A 22,195-nucleotide genomic window follows, 5' to 3' on the forward strand; every position below is an offset into this window, starting at 1 on the left:
TACAGGCCAAACGCCGCGAATACACGAAAAAAAACGGCTTTCCGATTCGTTTCCCCGCGTTGCGCCCTCTATGTTCCCGGGATGGCCAAGACGCACATTCTCTATCTCCAGCTGCCGTTGCTCGACAACGACACCCAAACCGACCGGGAAAACTTTCCGTTTGCCGGGGCCTATCTCGACCACGCGCTCAGGCGCAGCCCCGAGGACGGCTTCCACACCTCGGCCTTCGCCCCGACCGAATGGGACGAACTCGACACGCACCGGCTGGCCGACGCCATCCTCGCCACCCGGGTCGACATTCTTGCCTGCACCCTCTACCTCTGGAACATCGAACGCACCCTGCGGCTGGCCGCCTTGCTGAAAACGGCCCGGCCCGCCATCAAGATCGTCGCCGGCGGCCCGGAAACCGCCAAGGAGCACCCCCTGCTTTCCAACGCCGCCCTGGATGCCGTGGTGACCGGCGAGGGCGAGGCCGTCTTCCCCGCCCTGCTTCACGCCTGGCGAACCGGGAAACCGATCGACTTCGAGACGCTTTGCCACGACGGACAATGGGGTTCAGCCCCCCCGCCCTCCGTCGAGCTGGCCGCGGCCCAGCCGGCCGAGGAAACCATCATGCAATGCGTGCAGAACCGCCCCGTGGTCTATCTCGAAACCGTACGCGGCTGCCCGCTCACCTGCTCCTATTGCCGCTACTACCAACTGCACACCGGCCTGCGCATGCTGACCATCCCGCAGGTGATTGCGCGTGTCCGGCGCTTCCGCGAGCTGGGCGCGAAGGAGATCCGCTTTGTCGACCCCACCTTCAACGCCCGCCCCAAATTCACCGCCTTGCTGGCCGCCCTCGCCGAGGTGAACCCGGATCGGCACCTCGCCTTCTTTGCCGAAATCCGCTCCGATACCCTGACGACGGAACAGGCGCTACTCATGCGCGCCGCCAATTTTACCGCCGTCGAGGTCGGTGTGCAGAGCATCGATCCCCAGGTACTGGAAAACGTATCCCGCCCCACCCGGCTCGAAAAAACCGGCGCGGGCATCCGGGCGCTGTGCGATGCCGGCGTGCATGTGGTGCTCGACATCATGTATGGCCTGCCCGGGCAACATCCCGACGAGGTGCGGCGGAGCCTCGACTGGGGGCTGGCCTTCGGCGACGCCGTCCAGGTGCAATGCATGCAAACCCTGGTTTTGCCCGGAACTGTCCTGCGCAGCCAGGCCGCACAATGGGGGTTCCGGCACGGCGCCCTCCCCCCCTATGGCATCCGGCAAACCGACCACCTCTCGCCCGAAGGGATCCGCGACATCGAAATCCTGCTCGACGAACACCCCAACCTGCCCGCCGACCCCGTCACGCCGCGCTTTTGCGCCCAACGACTCTCCGGCCTCTTCCACGAACAATGCCGCATGGGCACCGAACAGCTCGGCAACCCCGTCCCCGGAAAAACGAACCGGCGCGCCCTGCTCATCTGCGGCGCCGACCTATTCAGCCACCGCGCCGCCATCGCCGGGCTGATCAACCGCGCCATCACCGCCGAGCCCGACGGGCTGTGGCAGTTTGTCCTGGTGCCGGAATTCGAGGAACCGCTGAACCTGATCGAAGAACTGGCGGCGGCGATCCGCAACCATCCACCGCACCTGCTCGACCGCTTTGCCTCGGCAGACGCCTTTGGCCTGACCGTCTCCCGCCGCCTCTACGTCCGCGCGAACAGATCCTTTTCCAGCGGGTGGAAATCCGCCGCCGAGGAGCTGCTGCGCGAATCGTTTGGCTAGCAGCCGGCCATCCCGCTTCGATCAAGCCTTGGAGAGGCTCACGGCCAGACGCCGCGTTTGAGGTAGACCTCTTCCAGGTGCTTCAGCGATTCCACATAGGCGGCCTGGCGCAGGCTGATCGCCTGCTCCTGGGCAACCGCCACGACTTGCCGATAGGCCGCAATGAGTTTTTCCCGCAGCTTCGCATCCACCGTTTCGGCGCTCCAGTATTCGCTGTTGCGGTTCTGGACCCACTCGAAATAGGAGACGATGACGCCGCCCATGTTAGCGAGAATGTCAGGAATGATCGGTATCCCCTTATCCAGCAGCACCGCTTCCGCCTCGGTTGTGATCGGCCCGTTCGCCCCTTCAACAAGCAGCCCGGCGCGGATCAGGTCCGCATTGAGCTGGGTAACCACGTTTTCCATGGCCGCAAGCACCATGAACTCCACCTCCTGCGACCAGAACCGCGAGAGGTCGTCCACTTCACATTCCGGCATAAACCCTTTGATGCCGCCGTGTTGCCGCACATGGCTGGCCAGCTCTTTCGCGGAAATCCCGCCGGGGCAGATCAGCGTTGCGGTGTGGTCGTTCACGGCCACCAAGGCGGCGCCGAGCTCTTCGAGTTTCAAGGCGGCGTGCGAACCCACGTTCCCGAACCCCTGAATGGCAAACGTCGTGCCTTTCATCGGGAGGTTTTCCCCCTTCGCCCACTCCTCAAGGCAATAGACCGCCCCATAGCCCGTGGCACTGGCGCGCCCGACACTTCCGCCGCAGGCCACCGACTTCCCGGTTACCACGGCCTTGTCTTCGATCTTGCGGCCATACAGGTTGTGGTAGGTGTCCATCATCCAATCCATGTTCTGGGCATTGGTGCCCATGTCGGGGGCGGGAATATCATAGCTGGGCCCAATGTTATGGCCCAGCGCCACCGTGAAGCGGCGCGTAATCCGCTGGTTCTCCTCCGGGGAATGGTCGTTCGGATTATATTTGATCCCGCCCTTGGCCCCGCCAAGCGGAAGCTTGGCCAGGGCGCATTTCAGGGTCATCAGCATGGCCAGCCCCTTCACTTCATCCAGGCTGACCTCCGGCGAAAAACGCATGCCGCCTTTATACGGCCCCAACAAGTTGTTGTGCTGAATGCGGTAGCCCTTGAACAGCCGGTAGTTTCCATCGTCCATCTTCACCGGGAAATGGATCATCAGCTCCGCCTTGGGCTGGCTCAGGATCGCATGCACCTTGCCATCGAGGTTGACATAGGAAGCCATCTGCTCAAACCGCTCACAGACCCCTTCATACAGTTTTTTGTTAGATTCAGTCGCTGCAATGCTAGACTCGACACTCATGTTCAATTCTCCAGTTCATCCCCTTCTGCAAAACCACCTGACGACGCAAACAGGTTAGCGGGATCACCGTGCGGCATCCAGCCATCCCTCAAAAAAAGAGACAACCTCCATATCCTGGTTGGAGTGCGCGCGGTTTCAGGCTACCTTATGCGGATGAATTTTACCGCCATCGATTTCGAGACCGCCACGGGAAGCCGCAGCAGCGCCTGCGCCGTGGGCATTGTGACCGTGGAAAACGGCCAGATCCGGGAAGAATACTATTCGCTGATCCAGCCGCCGGGAAATGAATATTTCGGCATGAACATCGCGGTGCACGGCATCCGTCCGCAGGATACGGCCAATGCCCCGACCTTCGTGGAGCTCTATCCCGAAATCCGGAAACGCCTGCAATACCAGACCATCGTGGCGCACAACGAGGTGTTCGACCGCTCCGTGCTGCGGCGCACGATGGAATATTACGACCTCCACTACGGCGAATTGGGCCTGGCCGACCGCTGGGAATGCACGATGCGCATCTACAAGGCCAAAGGCTACGTCCCCTACAAACTCAACACCTGCTGCGAGCGCCTCGGCATTCCGCTCAACCACCACGAAGCCCTCTCCGACGCCATCGGCTGCGCCAAGCTCTATTTGCGGCGCTGATCTTTCTTCGCGCGCTTCAAGGCGGCCGCCTTTCTTTGGGCGTTCGTCTTGCGGGGCTTCTTTCCGCCGGCCGTTTTGTTGGCGGTGGCCGAGGGAGCCGAAACGCGCGGTGCCGGGTCAACGGTTTTGACGTCCTCGGCCGGTTCCAGTTTTTTGCACATGACGTTGTGGAAGTATGGGGGGATCTCCGACTCGAAGGTCATGCTCTCCTTGGTGAATGGATGAACCAGGGTGAGCGAGGCCGCATGCAGGCAAAGCCGCTTAACGCCCTGGCCCTTGACGCCATATTTCTTGTCGCCGGCAACCGGACACCCCTTGTCCGCCATGTGCACCCGGATCTGATGCTTGCGCCCCGTCAGGAGATCGATTTCAACCAGGCTGAAGTGTTCGGACTCCTTCAGCACCCGGTAGGCGGTTTTTGAACGCTTGCCGGTTTCGGATTTCTGGACCGAATACATGCGGTGCACGCTGTTTTCGAGCAGGAAGGACGTCACCAGCCCCTCTTTTTCCTTCAGCGTTCCAGAGAGCACGGCAACATATTTCTTCTGCGTGCCCGGCCAGTTCTTTTGCAGGAACTCCTTAACCTCTTCGCTCTTGGCGAACACCAGGATGCCGGAGGTCTCCTTGTCGAGACGATGCACGATATAGGCCCGGTTCCTCGACTTGGGGTTGCCCTTGCGCACATATTCATTCACCAGAAAATGCGCGGTGTTTTCCTTGATCTTCTCCGTGCCCACCGTCAACAGCCCATCGGTTTTTTCAACAACGACGATGTCCCGGTCTTCATAGAGGATCTCGAGCCCCTTGGGGGTGTGCTTCCGGGGCGGGCGCTTGAATGCTTTTTGTTTTTCGTGCATCGGGCTTTATTCCTCGCCGAACTTCTTGAGCTTGGGCAGTTCAATCTTCGCCACCGGGTTCTCCTTCTCCGGCTTTGCCCGGATGCCTTCCTTGCGAAGCACCTCGATATAGAACGCGGTGAGCCCGCGTTGCTCAGCATCGTTGATGCGGCCGTCGATCTCCGAAAGGTGAATGGCTTCCGCGGTCGCCTCGGTGTCGCCGAATTTGCAATCGAAGTCCCAGAAGTCGACCCCCTCCGGCAGCGCCTTGCGGCGCTCGCGCTTGATATATCTGCGCAACTCGCTCTTGGTGGCCTCGACCATGCGCGGATATTTGATTTTCGGGTGGGTCAGGTTAAATGTCTTTTTCATCGTATTGTTTCCTTTAGAGGCTGAACAGGTCGCCCTCGGGCAAGGCCGTGTTTTCAAAACCTTCGTCATCCGGCAAATCCTGGCCGGCGGATGCGGCGACCGCTAATTCGTCGCACCGCTCGTTTTCCGGGTGGTTACTGTGCCCTTTCACCCACGTGAATTCAACCTTGTGCTTTTCGCACAGGTCGAGCAGCTGCGCCCACAGGTCGGGATTCTTGGCGGACTTCGACGGCGACAGCATCCACCCCCTGGAGCGCCATTTTTTCGCCCAGCCCTGCTGCATGGCATTCACCACATATTTCGAATCGCTCGTCAGCACCACGTTGCACGGGCGCTTGAGCGAACGCAACCCCTCGATGCACGCCAGCAGCTCCATCCGGTTGTTGGTGGTCTTGCGGAATCCGCCGGAAAGCTCACGTTTGCGGGCACCGGCGATCAGCACCACGCCATAGCCCCCCGCGCCGGGATTCCCCTTGCAGGCGCCATCGGTATAGATTTGAACAACATCACTCATAGGTAGTTGGACAGGATCATTGAATGACAGGATAACATCATCCCGTCCCATAAAAAGATTAGGCGATCTCGCGGAACGTGATTTTCAGTTCGCGTTCCAGCTGGTCGATCCGCTTCTCATCGTGGCGCGTGATCAGCGCGAGCGAAATTCCGGTTTTTCCCGCACGCGCGGTGCGGCCGCTGCGGTGCGTGTAGTATTCGTTCTTTTCGGGCAACTGGTGGTGGATCACGAAAGAGAGCCCTTCGACATCGATACCGCGCGCGGCGACATCGGTCGTGATCAGGATGCGCGCGCGCCCCTTCTTGAACATGCGCATGATCTTGTCGCGCTCGGTCTGCATCAGGTCGCCGTGCAGCACCACGTTGGAGAAGCCGTGGGGTTCGAGCGCCATTCCGAAATCGATCGTATCCTGCCGGGTGCGGCAAAAGATCAGGCCGCGCTGCTCGCCGCGCTCCTTGAGGAAATCGACGATGCGCCCGAGCTTTTCGCCCTCGGTGCAACGGATATAGTGGTGGCGGATGTTCGGATTGACGATGTGCTGCTTGTCGATCTTGAGGAACGGGGCGTCGTCCGCCAGATGCTGGCTGATCATTTTCTTGATGCCCTTGGGCATGGTGGCGGAAAAGAGCCAGATGTGGCGGCCGCCCTTGGTGAGCTTCATGACCGAATCGATATCCTCGCGGAAGCCGAGCTTCAGCATTTCGTCGGCCTCGTCGAGCACCAGCGTGCGCACGTGCGTAAGATCGACCGCCTTGCGGCGCACCAGATCCATCAACCGGCCGGGGGTCGCCACCAGCACCTGGGTCGGCCGTTTGAGCGCTTCGATCTGCCGGTCGATCTTATCGCCGCCGCACACGACCTCCGAAAAAATCTTTTCGGCATATTTGGTGAAACGGAACAGCTGCTTCTGCACCTGCTTGGCCAGCTCGCGCGTCGGCGCAAGCACCACGCCCTGGATGTGCGGCTGCGAGGCATCGATGCCCGCGAGCAACGGAAGCCCGAACGCGGCGGTCTTGCCGGTGCCGGTCTGGGCCTGCCCGATAAAGTCGGTCTGTTTCCCGAGCACCATCGGAATGGCTTTCAGCTGCACCTCGGTGGGTTCGTTGATGCTCAACTCCGCCAAGCCCTTGCAATAGTCGGCGGCAATGCCGAGTTCTTTAAATGATTTCATGCCAATCCGTCCTTGCTGGTTTAAATTTCGGCAACGGGGGAACCTGCCTGTAAGTTCCCCCCGACACCAGACTATATTGCGTTAAAATGGCTTGCCGCACCCTTTCGGCACCAACGGAGCATTGATCCATTGGGCCGCGGCTTGCTTTCGGGGCAACGGCGGGCGGGATTCCTACTTTGTTCCATGGCCCTCTTCAGCCTGCTTGCGGAAGGAGGAGGAGTGGTAGCGCATGGTTGGAGCGGAGACATCCTGCGGCTGGTTGGCCGGCACATCGTATTGCTTGCGGACGGTGGACAGCTTCTGGTGCATGCGCTTGACGGCCGCGGCGTATTCCGGATTCGCGTACTGGTTGACCATCTCCTTCGGGTCGGCCAGGAGGTCGTAGAGTTCCCATTCTCCGAGATCGTAGAAGTTCATCAGCTTGTAGCGCCCGTCGTAGACGCCTTCGTGGCGGTGCACCATGTGCCAGCCGGGGAATTCGTAGTAGTGGTAGTAGAGCGAGTCGCGCCAGGCGGCCGGTTTTTGGCCGGAAAGCAGGGGGACGAGGCTGGCGCCCTGCATGTCGGACGGCACTTCAACCCCGGCGATTCCGAGGAAGGTTTCGGCAAAATCGAGATTGGAGACGAGATCGGAGTTGACCGCGCCCGGCGGGGTAACGCCCGGCCAGCTGACGAGCAACGGCGTGCGGTGGGATTCGTCATACATGAAGCGTTTGTCGAACCAGCCGTGCTCGCCGAGATAGAAGCCCTGGTCGGAGGAGTAGATGAAGACCGTGTTTTCCAGCAAGCCCTCCTTGGCCAGCGTGTTCCACAGCTCACCGACCGATTCATCGACCGACTTGATGCAACGCAGGTAATCCTTCACATAGCGCTGGTATTTCCACCGGACAAGTTCCTTGCCGGAAAGATTGGCCTTGAGAAAGGCCTGGTTCTCGAGTTGATAGGCGGCGTTCCAGGCCATCAGTTGCTCGCTGGTCATCCGCTTATGAATGCGGGCGGCCAGCTGCCCGCTGAAATCGTCCTGCTCGATTTTAAGATCCTTTCCAAGCTCCATGGTCTTGGCGATGGTTTGATCCTGCTCGCGGGCGGCGGTTCCCCTCCCCCGATAGTCGTCGAACAGCGTATCGGGTTCGGGCATCGCCACCCCGTCGAACGCGTTGAGGTATTTCGGGGCAGGCGACCATTCGCGGTGCGGAGCCTTATGCTGAACCATCAGGATGAAGGGCTTGCCCTTGTCCCGCCCCTCTTCCAGCCAGGCCGTGGCCTTGCGGGTCACGATCTCGGTCACGTAGCCCATTTCGCGGTATTGCCCGCCGGCATTGATGAAGTCGGGGTTGTAGTAGAACCCCTGCCCCGGAAGGATGTCCCAATGGTCGAAGCCGGTCGGAGCGCTGCCCAAATGCCACTTGCCGATGAGGGCGGTCTGGTAGCCCGACTTCTGCAACAGCTTCGGGAAGGTTTGCTGCGTGCCGTCGAAGGCCGTGTTCTCGTTCGTCATGAACCCGTTCAGGTGGCTGTGCTTGCCGGTCAGGATGGTTGCCCGGCTCGGGCCGCAAATCGAGTTGCCCACCATGCACCGATTAAACCGCATGCCCCGCTCCGCGATCCGGTCGAGGTTCGGCGTCGGCGCAACGTCCGCAAAGCGGCCGCCATAGGCGCTGATCGCCTGCGTTGCGTGATCGTCCGAAAAAACAAACACCATGTTGGGGCGGGCGTCCCCGAAACAGGCACCCGCAACCATCCAACCCCATACAACCCATTTTCCGCTCATGGCATATTCTCCTGTTGACCCGCGTCGGAATACCATACCCGCCGATGCAATGCCATGAATACCTACCCTCTCCTTTCCCGACTAAAGGCCGCCTTCCTCTCGGAAAAAGGAGCTTTGGAGGGAAAGTTGATAAAAATGGTACGATTTAGGTATTTTAATGCTGAAATAGTCAAACGACTGTGTTTTAACTTGCCTCAAGCTAGGTAATACGGAGAGAACAGTGAAGCCGACCAATACGAGTAATCCAGAATATTTCCACAAAGTCGTCGATTGCCAATATGCCTGTCCGGCCCACACCCCCGTCCCCGAATACATCCGCCTGATCGCCGCGGGGAAATATGCCGAGGCCTACATGGTCAACTGGGAATCGAATGTGTTCCCCGGCATCCTGGGCCGCACCTGCGACCGCCCGTGCGAACCGGCCTGCCGCCGCGGACGCATCGATGAAAAGCCCGTCGCCATTTGCCGCCTCAAACGCGTCTGCGCCGACATGAAGGACGAGGTCGGCTCCCTGATGCCCAAAATCCCGAAGGAAAAGAACGGCTTCAAGTTGGCGCTCATAGGCGCGGGTCCCTCGGCCCTGACCGTGGCGCGCGACCTGATGCCACTCGGCTACGAGGTGGATCTTTTTGAAGCGCACGGCAAGGCCGGCGGCTTCATGCGGCAGCAGATTCCCTCCTTCCGGTTGCCCTCGGAGGTGATCGACGAGGAAACCGGCTATATTCTCGACATGGGCGTGAATGCCCATTTCAACACCCGCGTGGAAAGCCTCAAAGGCTTGCTCGAAAAGGGCTACGATGCCGTATTCGTTGGTTCCGGCGCTCCAACCGGTCGCCAGCTAAAGCTCCCCGGCTACGAACTCGACGAAGGCAAGAACGTGCTGGTCGGCGTGGAATGGCTTTCGCACGTGGCATTCGGCCATCTCACGAAAGCCCCCCGGGACGTCATCGTCCTCGGCGGCGGCAACACGGCCATGGACTGCTGCCGAACCGCCCTGCGCCTCGGTGCGGAAAACGTCAAGGTGGTGCTCCGCACGCCCATCTCCGCCATGGTGGCCTCGCCGTGGGAAATCGAGGACACCCAGGCCGAGGGCATTCCCATCCTTGAAAACCTCAACCCGAAGAGCTATGTGGTCGAAGACGGGCAGCTCAAGGCCATGACGTTCGACGTCATCGAATATTCCATCGATGAGGAGGGACGCGAGGTCTTCACCCCCACCGGCCAGAGCGAAACGGTGGATTGCAGCATGGTGCTGCTGGCCATCGGACAGGCCAACGCCTTCCCCTGGATCGAACGCGATATCGGCATCGAGTTCAACGAGATCGGATTGGCCGTGGTTGATGAGAACACCTATCAATCCACCAACCCGAAAGTCTTCTTTGGCGGCGATGCCGCCTTCGGCCCCAAGAATATCATCACCGCCGTGGCGCAGGGGCACCAGGCGGCCATCTCGATGCACCAGTTTCTCCAGGGCGAGGATCTGGCCGAACGCCCCGACCCCAGCACCAACCTGATCAGCCAGAAAATGGGTATCCATGAATGGAGCTATGCCAGCATGGTTACCGAAGAGGCCCGCCACCTGGTTCCGCACGTCGATCTCGACGAAGCCATCCACAGCCACACCATGGAAGTGGAACTCGGTTTCGATGCCAAGACGGCCCTGGAGGAAGCGGGACGCTGCCTCAATTGCGATGTCGAAACCATCTTCACCGCTGAAAAATGCATCGAGTGCGATGCCTGCATCGACATCTGCCCGGTCGACTGCCTCACCTTCACCGAAAATGAAGAAGAAGCCGCTCTACGGCGCAAACTCACGGTCCCCGCCCTCAACCTGGGCCAAGCCATCTTCGTTTCCGACCATTTAAAAACCGGGCGCGTGATGGTGAAGGACGAAGACGTCTGCCTCCACTGCGGCCTCTGCGCCGAGCGCTGCCCCACCTCCGCCTGGGATATGCAGAAGTTCCTCTACATTTCACCCAAGCCGAAAGTGAAGAGTGACGCATGAGGCGTGAAACCATTCCTTCGAAACACTTCCGGCACACATCACGACTCACTCATCACGGATCAAAAACATGAAACGCGACATCATCACCAACCTGTTCGTCATCAAGTTCGCCAATGTGAACGGGACCGGATCGGCCAGCGCCAACAAGCTGTTCAGCCGCGCCGTCTTCCGTATGGGCGTGCCGATCAGCCCCAAGAACATTTTCCCCTCCAACATCCAGGGACTGCCCACCTGGTACGAAGTGCGCATCAACGAAAACGGCTTCCTTGGCCGGCGCGGCGGCATCGACGTCATGGTCGGCATGAACCCGCAGAGCATGGAGCGCGACATTAACGAGGTGGAGAAAGGCGGCTACTTCGTCTACGACTCCACCAAGCCGCTCGACCCCGCCTGGTTGCGCGACGACATCGACTTCATCGGCCTGCCGCTCACCGAAAAATGCCGCGAGCTCTACGAAGACCCGCGCCAACGGCAGCTCTTCCGCAACATCATGTATGTCGGGGCGCTCGTGGCCCTGTTCGACATGGAGCTGGAGGTTCCGAAAACCTTGATCGCCGAGCAGTTCAAGGGGAAGGAAAAGCTGATCGAACCGAACGTGCAAGCCCTGGAGACCGGCTACAACATGGCCAAGAAACTCTTTGCCTGCCCCATCGCCTACCGCGTCGTGCGGCGCGACAACGTGGGCAACAAAATCCTGATGGACGGCAACGAGGCGTGCGGGCTGGGCGCGGTCTATGGCGGCGCAACCGTTTCGGGGTGGTATCCGATCACCCCGTCCACCTCGGTCATCGACAACTTTGCCCGCTACTGCCGCAAGTTCCGCATGGATCCCGAAACCGGCAAGAAAAACTATGCGATCGTGCAGGCCGAGGACGAGCTTGCCGCCATTGGCATGGTGATCGGCGCCTCGTGGAACGGCGCGCGTGCCTTCACGGCGACCAGCGGCCCCGGCCTTTCGCTGATGAACGAGTTCCTCGGCCTGGCCTATTTCGCCGAAATCCCCTCCGTGCTCATCGATGTGCAGCGCGCGGGCCCCTCGACCGGCATGCCCACGCGCACGCAGCAGTCCGACGTGCTCTCGGCCGCCTATGCCTCGCATGGCGACACGAAGCACATCTGCCTCTACCCCTCCACCCCGAAGGAATGCTTCGAGTTCACCGCCACTGCGTTCGATCTCGCCGAGCGTTTCCAGACCCCCGTGCTGGTGCTGTCCGACCTCGACCTCGGCATGAACGACAACATGTCCGAACCCTTTGAGTGGGACGACACCAAACGCTACGACCGCGGCAAGGTGTTCACCGAAGACGACCTTGAAAACATGCAGGAACGCTTCGGCCGCTACCTCGACATCGATGGAGACGGCATCCCCTACCGCACCTACCCCGGCACCCACCCCACCAAAGGCGCCTTCTTCACCCGCGGCACCTCCAAGGACGACTACGCCGTCTATACCGAGATCGGCGAAAAATACATCGGCAACATGCAGCGCCTGGTGAAGAAATGGCATACCGCCAGCCAGGTCGTCCCGAGGCCCGTCATCCGCAAGACCAGAAAACCCTGCACCGTCGGCGTCGTCCACTACGGCACCTCCGAGGCCTCCACCCTCGAAGCCCTGCACCACCTCAACAACCTGCATGGCATCTCGCTCGACAGCATGGGCATCAAGTCGTTCCCTTTTTCCGACGAGGTCGGGCAGTTCATCTCAGACCACGAATATGTCTTCGTCGTCGAACAAAACCGCGATGCCCAGATGCGGACGCTGCTCATCAACGAGTTCGACTTCGATCCCGAGTGCCTCGTCCCGCTGCTGCACTACGACGGCAGCCCGATCACCGCACGCTTCATCCGCCACGAGATCCGCGACTGGATCCTCCAAACCACCACCTCCCCCCGCAGACGGAGCAAATTTTACTAGAGGCCACGGATGAACACGGATCAACACACAAACCCAACCGGTATCGAAGCCGTCCCGCCTGCGGTACGATCACCCATCAAGCATCACGAATCAGGACTACGTCATGAGTTATAAAATCCCCGCCTTCCGCCACCCGAACCTGCCGAAAAACGCCCTCGGCTATACCTCCAAGGACTACGAAGGGGCGGTCTCAACCCTCTGCGCCGGTTGCGGACACGATTCCATCAGCAACGCCATCATCGAAGCCTGCTTCGAGATGTCGATCCCGCCGCACCGCGTGGCCAAGCTATCCGGCATCGGATGCTCCTCCAAAACGCCCACCTATTTCCTCGGCAACTCGCATGGGTTCAACTCCGTCCACGGCCGCATGCCCTCCGTCGCCACCGGGGCCAACATGGCCAACCGCAACCTACTCTACATCGGCGTCTCCGGCGATGGCGACACCGCATCGATCGGCATGGGCCAGTTCGTGCACGCCGTGCGCCGCAACGTCAACATGGTCTACATCTGCGAAAACAACGGCGTCTACGGCCTCACCAAAGGGCAGGATTCCGCCACATCCGACATCGGCTCCACCTCGAAAAAGGGCGAGCCCAACGCGCTGGAACCGATCGACCTCTGCGCCATCGCCCTGCAGCTCGGCGCCACGTTTGTGGCCAACAGTTTTTCCGGCGACAAGGAGCAGCTCGTCCCGATCATCCAGGCCGCGATTGCCCACAAGGGCTTCGCCTTCATCAATGTGATCTCCCCTTGCGTCACGTTCAACAACACGCCCGGCTCCACCAAGGCCTACGACTATATCCGCCAGCACATGGCCTCCACCAACACAGTCGACTATGTGCCCTATGCCGAAGAGATCACCGCCGAATACGACGAAGGCACCGACGAGCGCGTCACCATGCACGACGGCTCCGTCATCAATCTGCACAAGCTGGAGACCAAGCACGACATCCACAGCCGTAGCTCCGCGCTTTCAATGATGCAGGAATACAAGGCCCAGGACAAAGTGCTCACCGGCATTCTCTTCATCGACTCCAGTTCCCAGGAAATCCACGAAGCCATGAACACCACCACCGCCCCCCTGCGCGACCTCGGCACCAAGGAACTCTGCCCCGGCGCCGCCAACCTCGAAGCCATCAACGAGCTACATCGCTAGGAAGAGCAGCCGGCGAACCCTGCATGGGTTGCCGGGAAGGGCAAGGCGCCCTGGGCTATTTTTCCATGTCGCAGATGTTGCAGGTGGAGCAATCCATGGAGGCGGGTTTGTAGGATTTTCCCGCGGCCTTGGCCTTGCGGATGTTCAGCGCGTTCATGCCGGCCAGGAAAAGGCCGAGGATGATGAAGGCGCCGGGCGCGGAGGTCATCAGCATGAAGTCGGTCGTCCAGCCGGGAATCAATTTCACTTCGAACAGGGAGCCCCCGGCCAGGAATTCGCGGGTGCCGCCGAGGGCGACCAGCGCGAGCGTAAAGCCGAGGCCCATGCCGAGGCCGTCGAGGATCGACTTGCCCACCCCGTTCTTGGACGCAAAGGCTTCGGCACGGCCGAGCACGATGCAGTTGACCACGATGAGCGGGATGAAGATGCCGAGCGCATCGTAGAGCGCGGTGGGCGCATAGGCCTGCATGAGCAGGTCGACGATGGTTACGAAGGTGGCGATGATGACGATGTAGACCGGAATGCGGATCTTCTTCGGCACAATCTTGCGGATAGCGGAAACCACGATGTTGCTCCCCATCAGCACGCACATGGTGGCCACGCCCATGCCGAGGCCGTTGGTGGCGCTCGAGGTGACGGCCAGCGTCGGGCACATGCCCAGCAGCAGCACCAGCACCGGGTTTTCTTTCCACAGGCCTTTAGTGAATTCCTTCATCATCATTCTGCTCCTTTGGAGAGGGTACCGAGGTTGTCGACGGCGGTTTTACCGATGGCGTGGACGGCGCCGCAGATGGCGCGGCTGGTGATGGTGGCCCCGGTCTTTCCGTTAACGGCCTCGCCGTCCTTCACAATGCTCCAGCGGTCGTCGCCGGCCTTTTTGCTGCCGTACCAATCGAGGTATTTATTGGGGGCCAGCCCTTCGGCGGCCCCGCCCCCCTTGATCAGGTCGACAATGGTTTTCTGCACCTTGCGGTCGGTGACGACGGTGCCGAGGCCGGGGGTTTCGGTGTTGGCGGTCACAATCACCTTATCGACCGTGCCGTCGGTCTTGAGCGATGCCATGACGGTGACGTTGCCGGAAAAGCCCTCGGGCGTGACCACCTCGCCGGCATAGCCGACAATCTCGCCGCCCTTCTTGGCGATGTAGTATTTGACCGGCCAATCCATTTCGGAGTGGATGCTGACGGTATCGTCGGCGGGCACGTTGTCGAACGCGGGCAGGATCTGCTCCAGCGCCGTGTTGGTTTTCTTCTGGAGGTTCAGGGCGATGGCCTCGGCGGTCGACGTGTAGACCAGCGACAATAGTCCGGCCGCAATGGCCGCAACCCCACCGAGAAACGCCCCCAGCATGGGGATGTTGATTTTTTGTCCGCTCATTATTTGGCCTCCTTGACAGGGGCGATATAGCCGAAGGGTTTACGAATGGTGACGCGGTCGATCAGCGGGGTCAGCGCATTCATGAAAAGGATCGCGAAGCTGACGCCCTCGGGGTAGGCCCCCCAGAGGCGGATGAGGCTGGTAATCAGGCCGCAGCCGAAACCGAAGATCCAGGCGCCCTTGTGGGTCATGGGCGAGGTGACCATGTCGGTCGCCATGAAGAAGGCGCCAAGCAGCAGGCCGCCGGAAAAAACGTGGACGAACGGCGAGTGGTAGACTTCGGGCTGCACGACATGCGCGATGCCCGTGAAGACGAAGACCGTGCCGATGAAGGCCAGCGGAACCTCCCACTTGATCAGCTTGAAATAGAGCAGGATGGCACCGCCGATGATAAGCGCGATGGCGGAGGTTTCGCCCAGACAGCCGCCGACGTTGCCGAGCAGCATGTCCTTCACGAAGGTTTCGCCGGGCGCAAGGCCGAGCGGCGTGGCGGCGGTGACGCCGTCGATGGCCCAGTGGCCGAGCTCGGGCTTGTCCCAGGTGGTCATGATGCCCGGGAAGCCGATCAGCAGGCCGACGCGCGCCACCAGCACGGGGTTGAACGGGTTGTAGCCGAGGCCTCCGTAGAGTTGCTTGCCGAGGATCATGGCGAGGATGCCGCCGAGCAGGCAGATCCACCACGGCGCACCTGCGTTAAGGTTCATGCCGAGCAGGATGCCCGAAAGGATGGCCGAGCCGTCCTTCCAGGTGGAGCTGCGCTTCATCAGCTTGTTCCAGCCCTCTTCCGCCAGCACGCAGGAAAACACGCAAAGCGCGAGAACCTCCAGCGCCGCAAAGCCGAAGAAGAGCACCGCCGCGATGCAGGCGGGCAGCATGGCGGCCACGACGGTGAACATGATGCGACCGATCGTGGGCTTGTCGCGCATGTGCGGCGAGTTGCTGACGATCAGTTTTGCCGGATCCGGCAAGCGAATGGATTGAGTTTCTTCAGACATAAAATTAACCCTTCTTCCGGAGGCCGGCCTGGATTTCGACCTTGGCGCGCTTGAAGTGCTGGTTGAGCGGACGGTGCGACGGGCAGGAATAGCTGCACGAACCGCACTCGATGCAGGCCATGACATTCAGTTTTTCCGCCCAATCGAACCGCTTGTTTTCAACGGCCTGGCTAATGGTGGCGGGCAGGATGTCCATCGGGCAGCAGTCGACGCAGCGGCCGCACCGGATGCACGGCTCGGAGGTGTATTGCGAAACCTCGTCGTTGGCGATCAGCAGCACCCCCGAGGTGTTTTTCATGATCGTCACGCCGAGCGTACTCTGTGCAATCCCCATCATGGGGCCGCCAAGCAGCAGCTTGGCCGGCTGTTCGGAAATCCCGCCGGCGAGTTCAAGCACCTTATCGATCGGTGTGCCGATGCGCAGCTTGAAGTTGCCGGGATCGACCAGCGGTTTTCCGGTGACGGTGGTGATGCGCTCGATGGAGGGAATTCCCTTGATAACCGCATCGGCGACCGCCGCGGCGGAGGCGACGTTCTGCACGACGCAGCCGACATCCATCGGCAGCTTGCCCGGAGGCACCTCGCGGCCGGTGATGGCATAGATGAGTTGTTTCTCGGCGCCTTGCGGATAGTTGACGGGCAGTGCCGCCACCTTGACGTTGTATTTACCCGCCACCTGGTTCAACGCCTCGATGGCGTCGGGCTTATTGTTTTCAACGCCGACGACGGCGGAGTCGAGGCCGAGGATGCGGGCAATGATGGCCGCGCCCAGCACGACGTCCTCCGCGTTCTCGAGCATTAGGCGGTGGTCGGCGGTTAGATAGGGTTCGCACTCGGCGCCGTTAAGGATGAGTGTATCGATCTTTTTGCCTTCCGGCGGGGAAAGCTTGACGTGCGCCGGGAAGCCCGCACCGCCCATGCCGACGATGCCCGCATCCCAGACGCGTTGCTTGAGTTCGGCGGGATCGGTGCTTTTCCAATCGGCAATGGGTTCGAAGGGGCTGGCCCACTCGTCTTCGCCGTCGGCCGCGATTTCGATGCAGGGAACATGGATGCCGGTGGGGCCAGGCACCTTGTCGATGGCCTTGATGGTGCCGGAGGTCGGCGCATGCAGCGGCACGGAAACAAAGCCGCCAGCCTTACAGAGCAATTGCCCTTTCTTGACTTCATCGCCCTTCTTGACGAGCAGCTCGGGCGGCGCGCCGATGTTCTGGTGCATGATGACCTTGTAGGAATCAAACAGCGGGGCTTCCTGGATCGGCTTGTGGGCCGAAAGCGCCTTGGAATCGTTGGGGTGGACGCCCCCTTTGAACTTGCGTGGCTTATCGCTCATTTGGAAGCTCCTTCTTTCGCGTAGGCCCCGGCGGCGTGCTGCGAATCGATGCGCAACGCGGTGGTCGGGCAGGCGGCGGCCTCGACCAGCTCGGTGGCGGGCGGGTTTTCATAGTTGGTGCGGATGAGGAAGCCATCGACCAGCATGTGCTCTTCCTCGCCGGAGGCCTTGACGCATTTGCGGCAGCCGATGCAGGCCGTCTGGCAGACCGCGCGCTTGGCCGCGCCCTTTTCGGGCGAGTTGCAGTAGACGTGCACTTCGGTGGCGGCCGGCACCATTAGAATTAGATCCTTCGGGCAGGCGGCCACGCAGTTTTCGCAGCCGACGCAGAGTTCCTTGTGGACGATGGCGAGACCGTCGTTGATTTCGATGGCGCCGAACGGGCAGGCATCGGCGCAGGAGCCGAAGCCGAGGCAACCATAGTCGCACCCCTTGGCGCCGCCCGCCACCAGCACGGCCGAACGGCAATCGCGTACGCCGTTATAGAGGGAGCGGACGGTGTTCTTGATGTCGCCGCTGCAGCGGACGAGCGCCACTTTCTTTTCCTTTTCCTCGGCGGAGATGCCCAGATAGCCGGCAATGGCGGTGACGTCTTCGGGGGAACAGACGGGGCATTGGTCGGGCGTGGCATCGTGGGCAACGACGGCCTTGGCGAAGTCGGCGCAACCGGCGAAGCCGCAGCCGCCGCAGTTCGCGCCCGGCAAAAGTTCGCCGACCCCTTCGATCCGCTCGTCGATCTCGACCGCGAATACCTTCGCGACCACTCCGATAATTACGCCCAGCAAAACACCAAGCAAGCCAACGGCAATAATTGCAGTCATCATAATCCTATATCCTTAAACGAGCCCGGAGAAACCGAGGAATGCCATGGCGAGGATGCCGGCGGTGACGAGCGAGATCGCCGTGCCTTCGAACGCTTCGGGGACGTCGGCGAGGTCGAGTTTTTCGCGGAGGCTGGAGAAGAGGATGAGCGCCAGCGCAAAACCGAGCGCGGAACAGAAGCCATAGATGGTGGCGCCGTACCAGGTGGCCTGGATCGATTCCGGCGCCGACTTGGCGTTGAGCACCACGCAGCCGAGCACGGCGCAGTTGGTGGTGATTAGCGGCAGGAAGATGCCGAGGCTTTCATAAAGCTTGGCGCTCAGCTTCTGCAGCATGATTTCCACCAGCTGCACCAGCGAGGCGATCACCACGATGAAAACGAGCGTCTGCAGGAATTCGAGCTTCATCGGAACCAGCAGAAACGTGTTGATCAGCGAACTGACCAGCGAGGCCAGCGTCATGACGAAGATCACCGCGCCCGACATGCCCAGGGCCGTGTCCAGTTTTTTTGAAACCCCTAGAAATGGACAAATCCCCAAAAACTTCGACAAAACGAAGTTGTTTACCAGGATTGCCCCCACCGTGATTACGAGGAACTCGCTAAGCATAATCTGAATCTTCCCCTATTGGTTTTTGCACAAAGGCATGGATAATACCTATGCGAACGGCATCCGCAACCCCGTTTCCCGATGCCGCCCCTATTTAGAATGGGTTTAAACTAGCCACCTGAATCGAGCGATTTATATCGATTCCCCGATGTCGTTATCTTCTTTCAAGAAGTCTCGTTACCATGAAAACGTTAACATGTAATATTTCCGAGAAAACCGTTTGAATATGTTTGGCGCTTCGAATATATATTTTCGCTCAACAAAACCACGAGGAGAACCATGGCAACCAACCCAATAGGAAAAGGCACCAAGACCATTGGAATCAACATGAACGCCAAGATGGCGGACGACCTGACCGACCGTGCGGAGTCGATGCACCTCTCGGTCAGCAAATATTGCAAGATTATCCTTCAGCAGTGGATCGACTCGGGCAAGAAGCTCAACCTAACCGAAAGATAGGTTCGGCGGAATGCCAGTCCACTAGCCGGCCTCTGCGAGGTCGGCTTTTTTTAGGTAGGCACGCAGGCCCAACGTATTGCCGACCAGGGTGAAAATGCACATCACCAGCGCCGCCAGCAGGAAGGTGTTGCGGTAGGCATACTCCTTCGGAATCATGAGGATCAGTGCCACGGAAAGCGCCCCTTTAAGGCCGCCGAGGTTAAGGACATGCAGCCACGACACGGGCAGCCTGATCCGCAGCAGGCGGAACAGCAGGCCAAACCCGTAGACCACCACACTTCGCGCCACCAGCAGCGAGACCAGGGAAACGATCAGCAGCCGCCATGCAACTTCGTTGGAATGCGCACCGATCTCGGCGCCGAGCATGAAGAAAAGGATGGCGTTGGCGAGCTCGCCCAGGAAATCCCAGAAGCCCCGGTAGAACTCCCGTTCCATATGCTTCGGCATTTCCTCTTGCGGATAGCGGGCGCTGACGATCTTCATGGCGAGTGTCGCCGCCATCACGGCGATCACCCCGGAAATATCGAGCCAGGCCTGCGCCGCGCAAAATACGAGATAGATGAACAACAACGGCATGAGCGGCGCAATGAAGTGGTCTTTCAAGACCTTCCAGCGGTGCAGCAGGATCATGCAGCCCCAGCCTCCGGCGATGCCGATGAGCGTGGCCCCCGCCACTGCGAGCACAAAATAAACCAAGCCTTGCCGAAAGATCAGTTCGTGGCCATGGATCACCCGCTCGAATAAAAGCGAGAACAGGATCACCGCGGTGGCATCGTTCAGCAGGGACTCGCCCTCGACCAGCATCTTGAGTTTTTCCGGAACGGGAAACACCTTGAAGATGGCGACCACCGCCACCGGATCGGTGGCCGACATGATGGCGCTGAAAAACAGGATGTCGATCCACGGAAGATTGGAAAAGAGGCGGATCGGCACCGCCATGACAAACATGCTCGCCAGAATGCCCACCGTTGCCAACAGGGCCGAGGGCAGCGCCACCTCCCGCGCAACCTTGAGCACCAAATGGCGCGATGAATCGAAGATCAGCACCGGCAGGAAGATGTAGAGGATGACGTCCGGCGTCAGGTGGATCCAGGGCAAATCGGTCAGGGTGAACTTTTGCAGGATTCCATAGCCCATGCCGAAGAGCACCACCCACCCGACATAGGGCAAGGGCGAGTTGCGGAAATAGTGGGCAATCGCGCAAAGCCCGATGAGAAACAGACAGATAAAAACCAATCCCTGAACCACGTCCATATCGGTCTCCTCCGACCTACGGTCAATCCTTCAGGCGCTCCTTGCCCGATTGGCCTTCGAGCTGCACCGTTTTCCAGCGCCGATGCATCCAGATCCATTGCTCGGGCGCCACGCAGATCGCATCTTCGATCACCTTGGTATAGAGCTGGGTGGCCGCGTGGATCGTTTCCGGCTGGCGATCTTCCGGCGGGTCCAGCGGCGGATGAACCTTGAGCCGGAAACCGCCGTCCGGCTTGCGATAGATAAATACCGGAACCACCGGGGCCTGCGACTGTGCCGCCATGTAGGCCAGGCCCGGCGACGTGCAGGCCGGCTTGCCGAAAAAATCCACGAACACCCCGGAGTCGCGCGTCATGTTCTGGTCGATGATCATACCCACCGCCTCGTTCCGCCTCAACGCCTTGAGGCAGTCGCGATAGGCATGATCGGTGGCAAGAAAACTCAGCCCCTCATGCGTCCGCAGCTTTCCGACCACCTCGTTGACGGCCTCGTTCTTGATGCGCTTGACGATCACGCTGAGTTTATAGCCGAGGGCGGCGGTGGCCATGGGCATCAGCTCGAAATTGCCGATGTGGGCCGTGAGGGCCAGCACACCCTTACCCCGCTCGCGCGCCGTTTCAACATGCTCCAAACCATCCACCTCGACCGCCGCCTTTACAGCCTCAAGCCCGCGCATGGAATACCACATCATTTCCAGGAAATGGACCCCTTGAAGCCGATACATCGTGTTGATGGTTTTTTTGCACTCGGCCGGCGACAGCTCCGGAATCGACCGCTCCAACGCCTCGAAGGCATCCTCGCGATGGTGGCGGAGCACCCGGCCGAAAACAAAGCCCACAAAGCGGCCCAGGCCCCGCGCAGCGGACAATGGACAAATGGAAACAAATTTGAGCAGGCCTGTGAGTATCGCTTTGATCATGCAAGGAGGGTGCAAGATTAAACATCCGGGCGCAAACGGAAAATGAACGGGAGCCCCCCGCAGGCCACGCATCTGACGACGGCCGTGGTCAGATGCGTGGCCTCTTTTCACGAAGCCGTGCACCAGCCCAACCAGATTAACGATCGTCAAATCGTTTTGCAGGGACGGTTCCCGCAGAACAGCCGCAGGAATTATTCGGTGGATTTTCTCGCGGGGGTTGGCCACTATCCTACCCATGATCACAACACGCACCTTCGACTCGACAGACGCGTTGATTCTCGAAACCGAGGAGCTTCTGCGCAAAACCCTTTCCACCTCCGGCAACCTGATGCTAAGCGGCGGCTCCACGCCCTATGTCATCTACAACCGCCTGGCCGCCGCGCCCTGCCCCGTGCATCCGCAACGCAACCTATTCCTGAGCGACGAACGCATGGAACCGTTCAGTTCCGAAAAAAACAACGCCCACAACCTGCTTCCCATGCTGCAGGCCCTGGATTGCCACGGCCACTTCCTCCAAGTGGACACCAAGCTTTCCGTCCGGGCCGCCGCCGACCACTTTGACGAAGGACTCGAGAGAATGAACACTGTGGATCTCGGTTTGCTTGGCATGGGCACCGATGGCCACACCGCCGGGTTCTCCACCAAAGAACAGGCCAACATGAAAAACGGCCCCCTTGCCCTCTACACCGACCGTCCGGACGGCATGCAGGGCGTCAGCGTGACCCCCGCCTTCTTAAAACGGGTGGAACGGATCATCCTGCTGGTTACCGGCGAGTCCAAGCGCGCAATCATCAACACCCTGCTCACCCACCCGCAGTCCATCCCCGCCGGCATCGCGCTGGGGGATCACCCCAACATCGAACTCTGGACGGATATCAGGCCAGAAAAACGCTAATCGCCATGGATCGACAGGCAACAGTGCAGGGGAATCGGCCAGCGGTTTTCGCGAAAAGGTGAC

Annotated in this window: 21 protein-coding genes; 7 read left to right on the forward strand and 14 right to left on the reverse strand. The window is 60.3% G+C overall.

All coding sequences use genetic code 11. The annotated features are described in order from the left end of the window. The first annotated feature begins 81 nt into the window (after positions 1–81). Positions 82–1,764: a B12-binding domain-containing radical SAM protein gene (locus E9954_RS14640; protein ID WP_168442275.1), complete on the forward strand. Its 1,683-nt coding sequence runs from the start codon at positions 82–84 to the stop codon at positions 1,762–1,764. A 38-nt stretch (positions 1,765–1,802) separates the two neighbouring features. Here the strand turns inward: E9954_RS14640 and E9954_RS14645 are convergent, their stop codons facing one another. Beyond that, positions 1,803–3,089: a Glu/Leu/Phe/Val family dehydrogenase gene (locus tag E9954_RS14645; RefSeq protein WP_136079889.1), complete on the reverse strand. Its 1,287-nt coding sequence runs from the start codon at positions 3,087–3,089 to the stop codon at positions 1,803–1,805. Between the two features lie 147 nt (positions 3,090–3,236). Here E9954_RS14645 and E9954_RS14650 point away from each other — a divergent pair, with 147 nt between their 5' ends. Beyond that, positions 3,237–3,731, forward strand: a complete 495-nt coding sequence (locus E9954_RS14650; RefSeq protein ID WP_136079890.1) for a 3'-5' exonuclease — start codon at positions 3,237–3,239, stop codon at positions 3,729–3,731. Here the strand turns inward: E9954_RS14650 and E9954_RS14655 are convergent. The 5 genes from E9954_RS14655 to E9954_RS14675 form a co-directional block, all read right to left on the reverse strand. After that, positions 3,716–4,588 (reverse strand): RluA family pseudouridine synthase, encoded by an 873-nt coding sequence (locus tag E9954_RS14655; RefSeq protein ID WP_136079891.1) that lies wholly within the window; start codon positions 4,586–4,588, stop codon positions 3,716–3,718. The genes E9954_RS14650 and E9954_RS14655 overlap by 16 nt on opposite strands. Positions 4,589–4,594: 6 nt before the next feature. Beyond that, positions 4,595–4,939 carry a DUF6172 family protein gene (locus E9954_RS14660; protein WP_136079892.1) on the reverse strand — a complete coding sequence of 115 codons (345 nt, stop codon included), beginning with the start codon at positions 4,937–4,939 and terminating at the stop codon, positions 4,595–4,597. Between the two features lie 13 nt (positions 4,940–4,952). After that, complete coding sequence (rnhA, locus tag E9954_RS14665) at positions 4,953–5,453, reverse strand: ribonuclease HI (RefSeq protein WP_136079893.1); 501 nt, start codon at positions 5,451–5,453, stop codon at positions 4,953–4,955. Positions 5,454–5,511: 58 nt separating this feature from the next. Next, a complete protein-coding gene (locus E9954_RS14670) occupies positions 5,512–6,624 on the reverse strand; it encodes a DEAD/DEAH box helicase (protein ID WP_136079894.1) in 1,113 nt (370 codons plus the stop codon). A gap of 171 nt (positions 6,625–6,795) precedes the next feature. Beyond that, positions 6,796–8,394: a sulfatase family protein gene (locus tag E9954_RS14675; RefSeq protein WP_136079895.1), complete on the reverse strand. Its 1,599-nt coding sequence runs from the start codon at positions 8,392–8,394 to the stop codon at positions 6,796–6,798. A gap of 220 nt (positions 8,395–8,614) precedes the next feature. Between E9954_RS14675 and E9954_RS14680 the strand changes: the two genes are divergently transcribed. The 3 genes from E9954_RS14680 to E9954_RS14690 all read left to right on the forward strand — a co-directional run bounded on the left by E9954_RS14680 (position 8,615) and on the right by E9954_RS14690 (position 13,470). Beyond that, the gene (locus E9954_RS14680) at positions 8,615–10,399 is read left to right on the forward strand and encodes an FAD-dependent oxidoreductase (RefSeq protein ID WP_136079896.1); all 1,785 of its coding nucleotides are present in this window, start codon (positions 8,615–8,617) and stop codon (positions 10,397–10,399) included. 67 nt (positions 10,400–10,466) lie between these two features. Continuing rightward, positions 10,467–12,314 (forward strand): 2-oxoacid:acceptor oxidoreductase subunit alpha, encoded by a 1,848-nt coding sequence (locus E9954_RS14685; protein ID WP_136079897.1) that lies wholly within the window; start codon positions 10,467–10,469, stop codon positions 12,312–12,314. A gap of 103 nt (positions 12,315–12,417) precedes the next feature. Next, positions 12,418–13,470, forward strand: coding sequence for a 2-oxoacid:ferredoxin oxidoreductase subunit beta (locus E9954_RS14690; RefSeq protein WP_136079898.1), 1,053 nt, complete (start codon positions 12,418–12,420; stop codon positions 13,468–13,470). 55 nt (positions 13,471–13,525) lie between these two features. Here E9954_RS14690 and rsxE read toward each other — a convergent pair whose 3' ends face one another. The 6 genes from rsxE to rsxA are packed head-to-tail and all read right to left on the reverse strand — an operon-like array spanning position 13,526 to position 18,605. Continuing rightward, entirely contained in the window at positions 13,526–14,188 is a 663-nt protein-coding gene (gene rsxE / locus E9954_RS14695) for an electron transport complex subunit RsxE (protein ID WP_407947757.1), read from the reverse strand. Beyond that, positions 14,188–14,847 carry an RnfABCDGE type electron transport complex subunit G gene (locus E9954_RS14700; RefSeq protein WP_136079900.1) on the reverse strand — a complete coding sequence of 220 codons (660 nt, stop codon included), beginning with the start codon at positions 14,845–14,847 and terminating at the stop codon, positions 14,188–14,190. The genes rsxE and E9954_RS14700 overlap by 1 nt, the downstream gene beginning before the upstream one ends. Next, positions 14,847–15,842, reverse strand: a complete 996-nt coding sequence (locus E9954_RS14705; RefSeq protein ID WP_136079901.1) for an RnfABCDGE type electron transport complex subunit D — start codon at positions 15,840–15,842, stop codon at positions 14,847–14,849. Before E9954_RS14705 ends, E9954_RS14700 begins: the two co-directional genes overlap by 1 nt. 4 nt (positions 15,843–15,846) lie before the next feature. Then, a complete protein-coding gene (gene rsxC, locus E9954_RS14710; protein WP_136079902.1) occupies positions 15,847–17,175 on the reverse strand; it encodes an electron transport complex subunit RsxC in 1,329 nt (442 codons plus the stop codon). Beyond that, entirely contained in the window at positions 17,172–17,999 is an 828-nt protein-coding gene (locus E9954_RS14715) for an RnfABCDGE type electron transport complex subunit B (protein ID WP_136079903.1), read from the reverse strand. The genes rsxC and E9954_RS14715 overlap by 4 nt, the downstream gene beginning before the upstream one ends. Positions 18,000–18,011: 12 nt before the next feature. After that, on the reverse strand, positions 18,012–18,605 hold the full coding sequence (rsxA, locus tag E9954_RS14720; RefSeq protein WP_136079904.1) for an electron transport complex subunit RsxA: 594 nt from the start codon (positions 18,603–18,605) through the stop codon (positions 18,012–18,014). Positions 18,606–18,884: 279 nt separating this feature from the next. On the opposite strand from rsxA, the gene E9954_RS14725 reads away from it, so the two are divergent. Next, positions 18,885–19,064 (forward strand): hypothetical protein, encoded by a 180-nt coding sequence (locus E9954_RS14725; RefSeq protein ID WP_136079905.1) that lies wholly within the window; start codon positions 18,885–18,887, stop codon positions 19,062–19,064. 21 nt (positions 19,065–19,085) lie between these two features. On the opposite strand, the gene E9954_RS14730 is transcribed toward E9954_RS14725, so the two are convergent. Continuing rightward, entirely contained in the window at positions 19,086–20,318 is a 1,233-nt protein-coding gene (locus tag E9954_RS14730; RefSeq protein ID WP_136079906.1) for a cation:proton antiporter, read from the reverse strand. Between the two features lie 22 nt (positions 20,319–20,340). Continuing rightward, positions 20,341–21,474, reverse strand: coding sequence for an LpxL/LpxP family acyltransferase (locus E9954_RS14735; RefSeq protein ID WP_136079907.1), 1,134 nt, complete (start codon positions 21,472–21,474; stop codon positions 20,341–20,343). Between E9954_RS14735 and E9954_RS14740 the strand changes: the two genes are divergently transcribed. After that, complete coding sequence (locus E9954_RS14740) at positions 21,473–22,132, forward strand: 6-phosphogluconolactonase (RefSeq protein WP_136079908.1); 660 nt, start codon at positions 21,473–21,475, stop codon at positions 22,130–22,132. The genes E9954_RS14735 and E9954_RS14740 overlap by 2 nt on opposite strands. The last annotated feature ends 63 nt before the right edge of the window (positions 22,133–22,195 follow it).

The sequence above is a fragment of the Pontiella desulfatans genome (assembly GCF_900890425.1).
Classification (GTDB): Bacteria; Verrucomicrobiota; Kiritimatiellia; order Kiritimatiellales; family Pontiellaceae; genus Pontiella; species Pontiella desulfatans.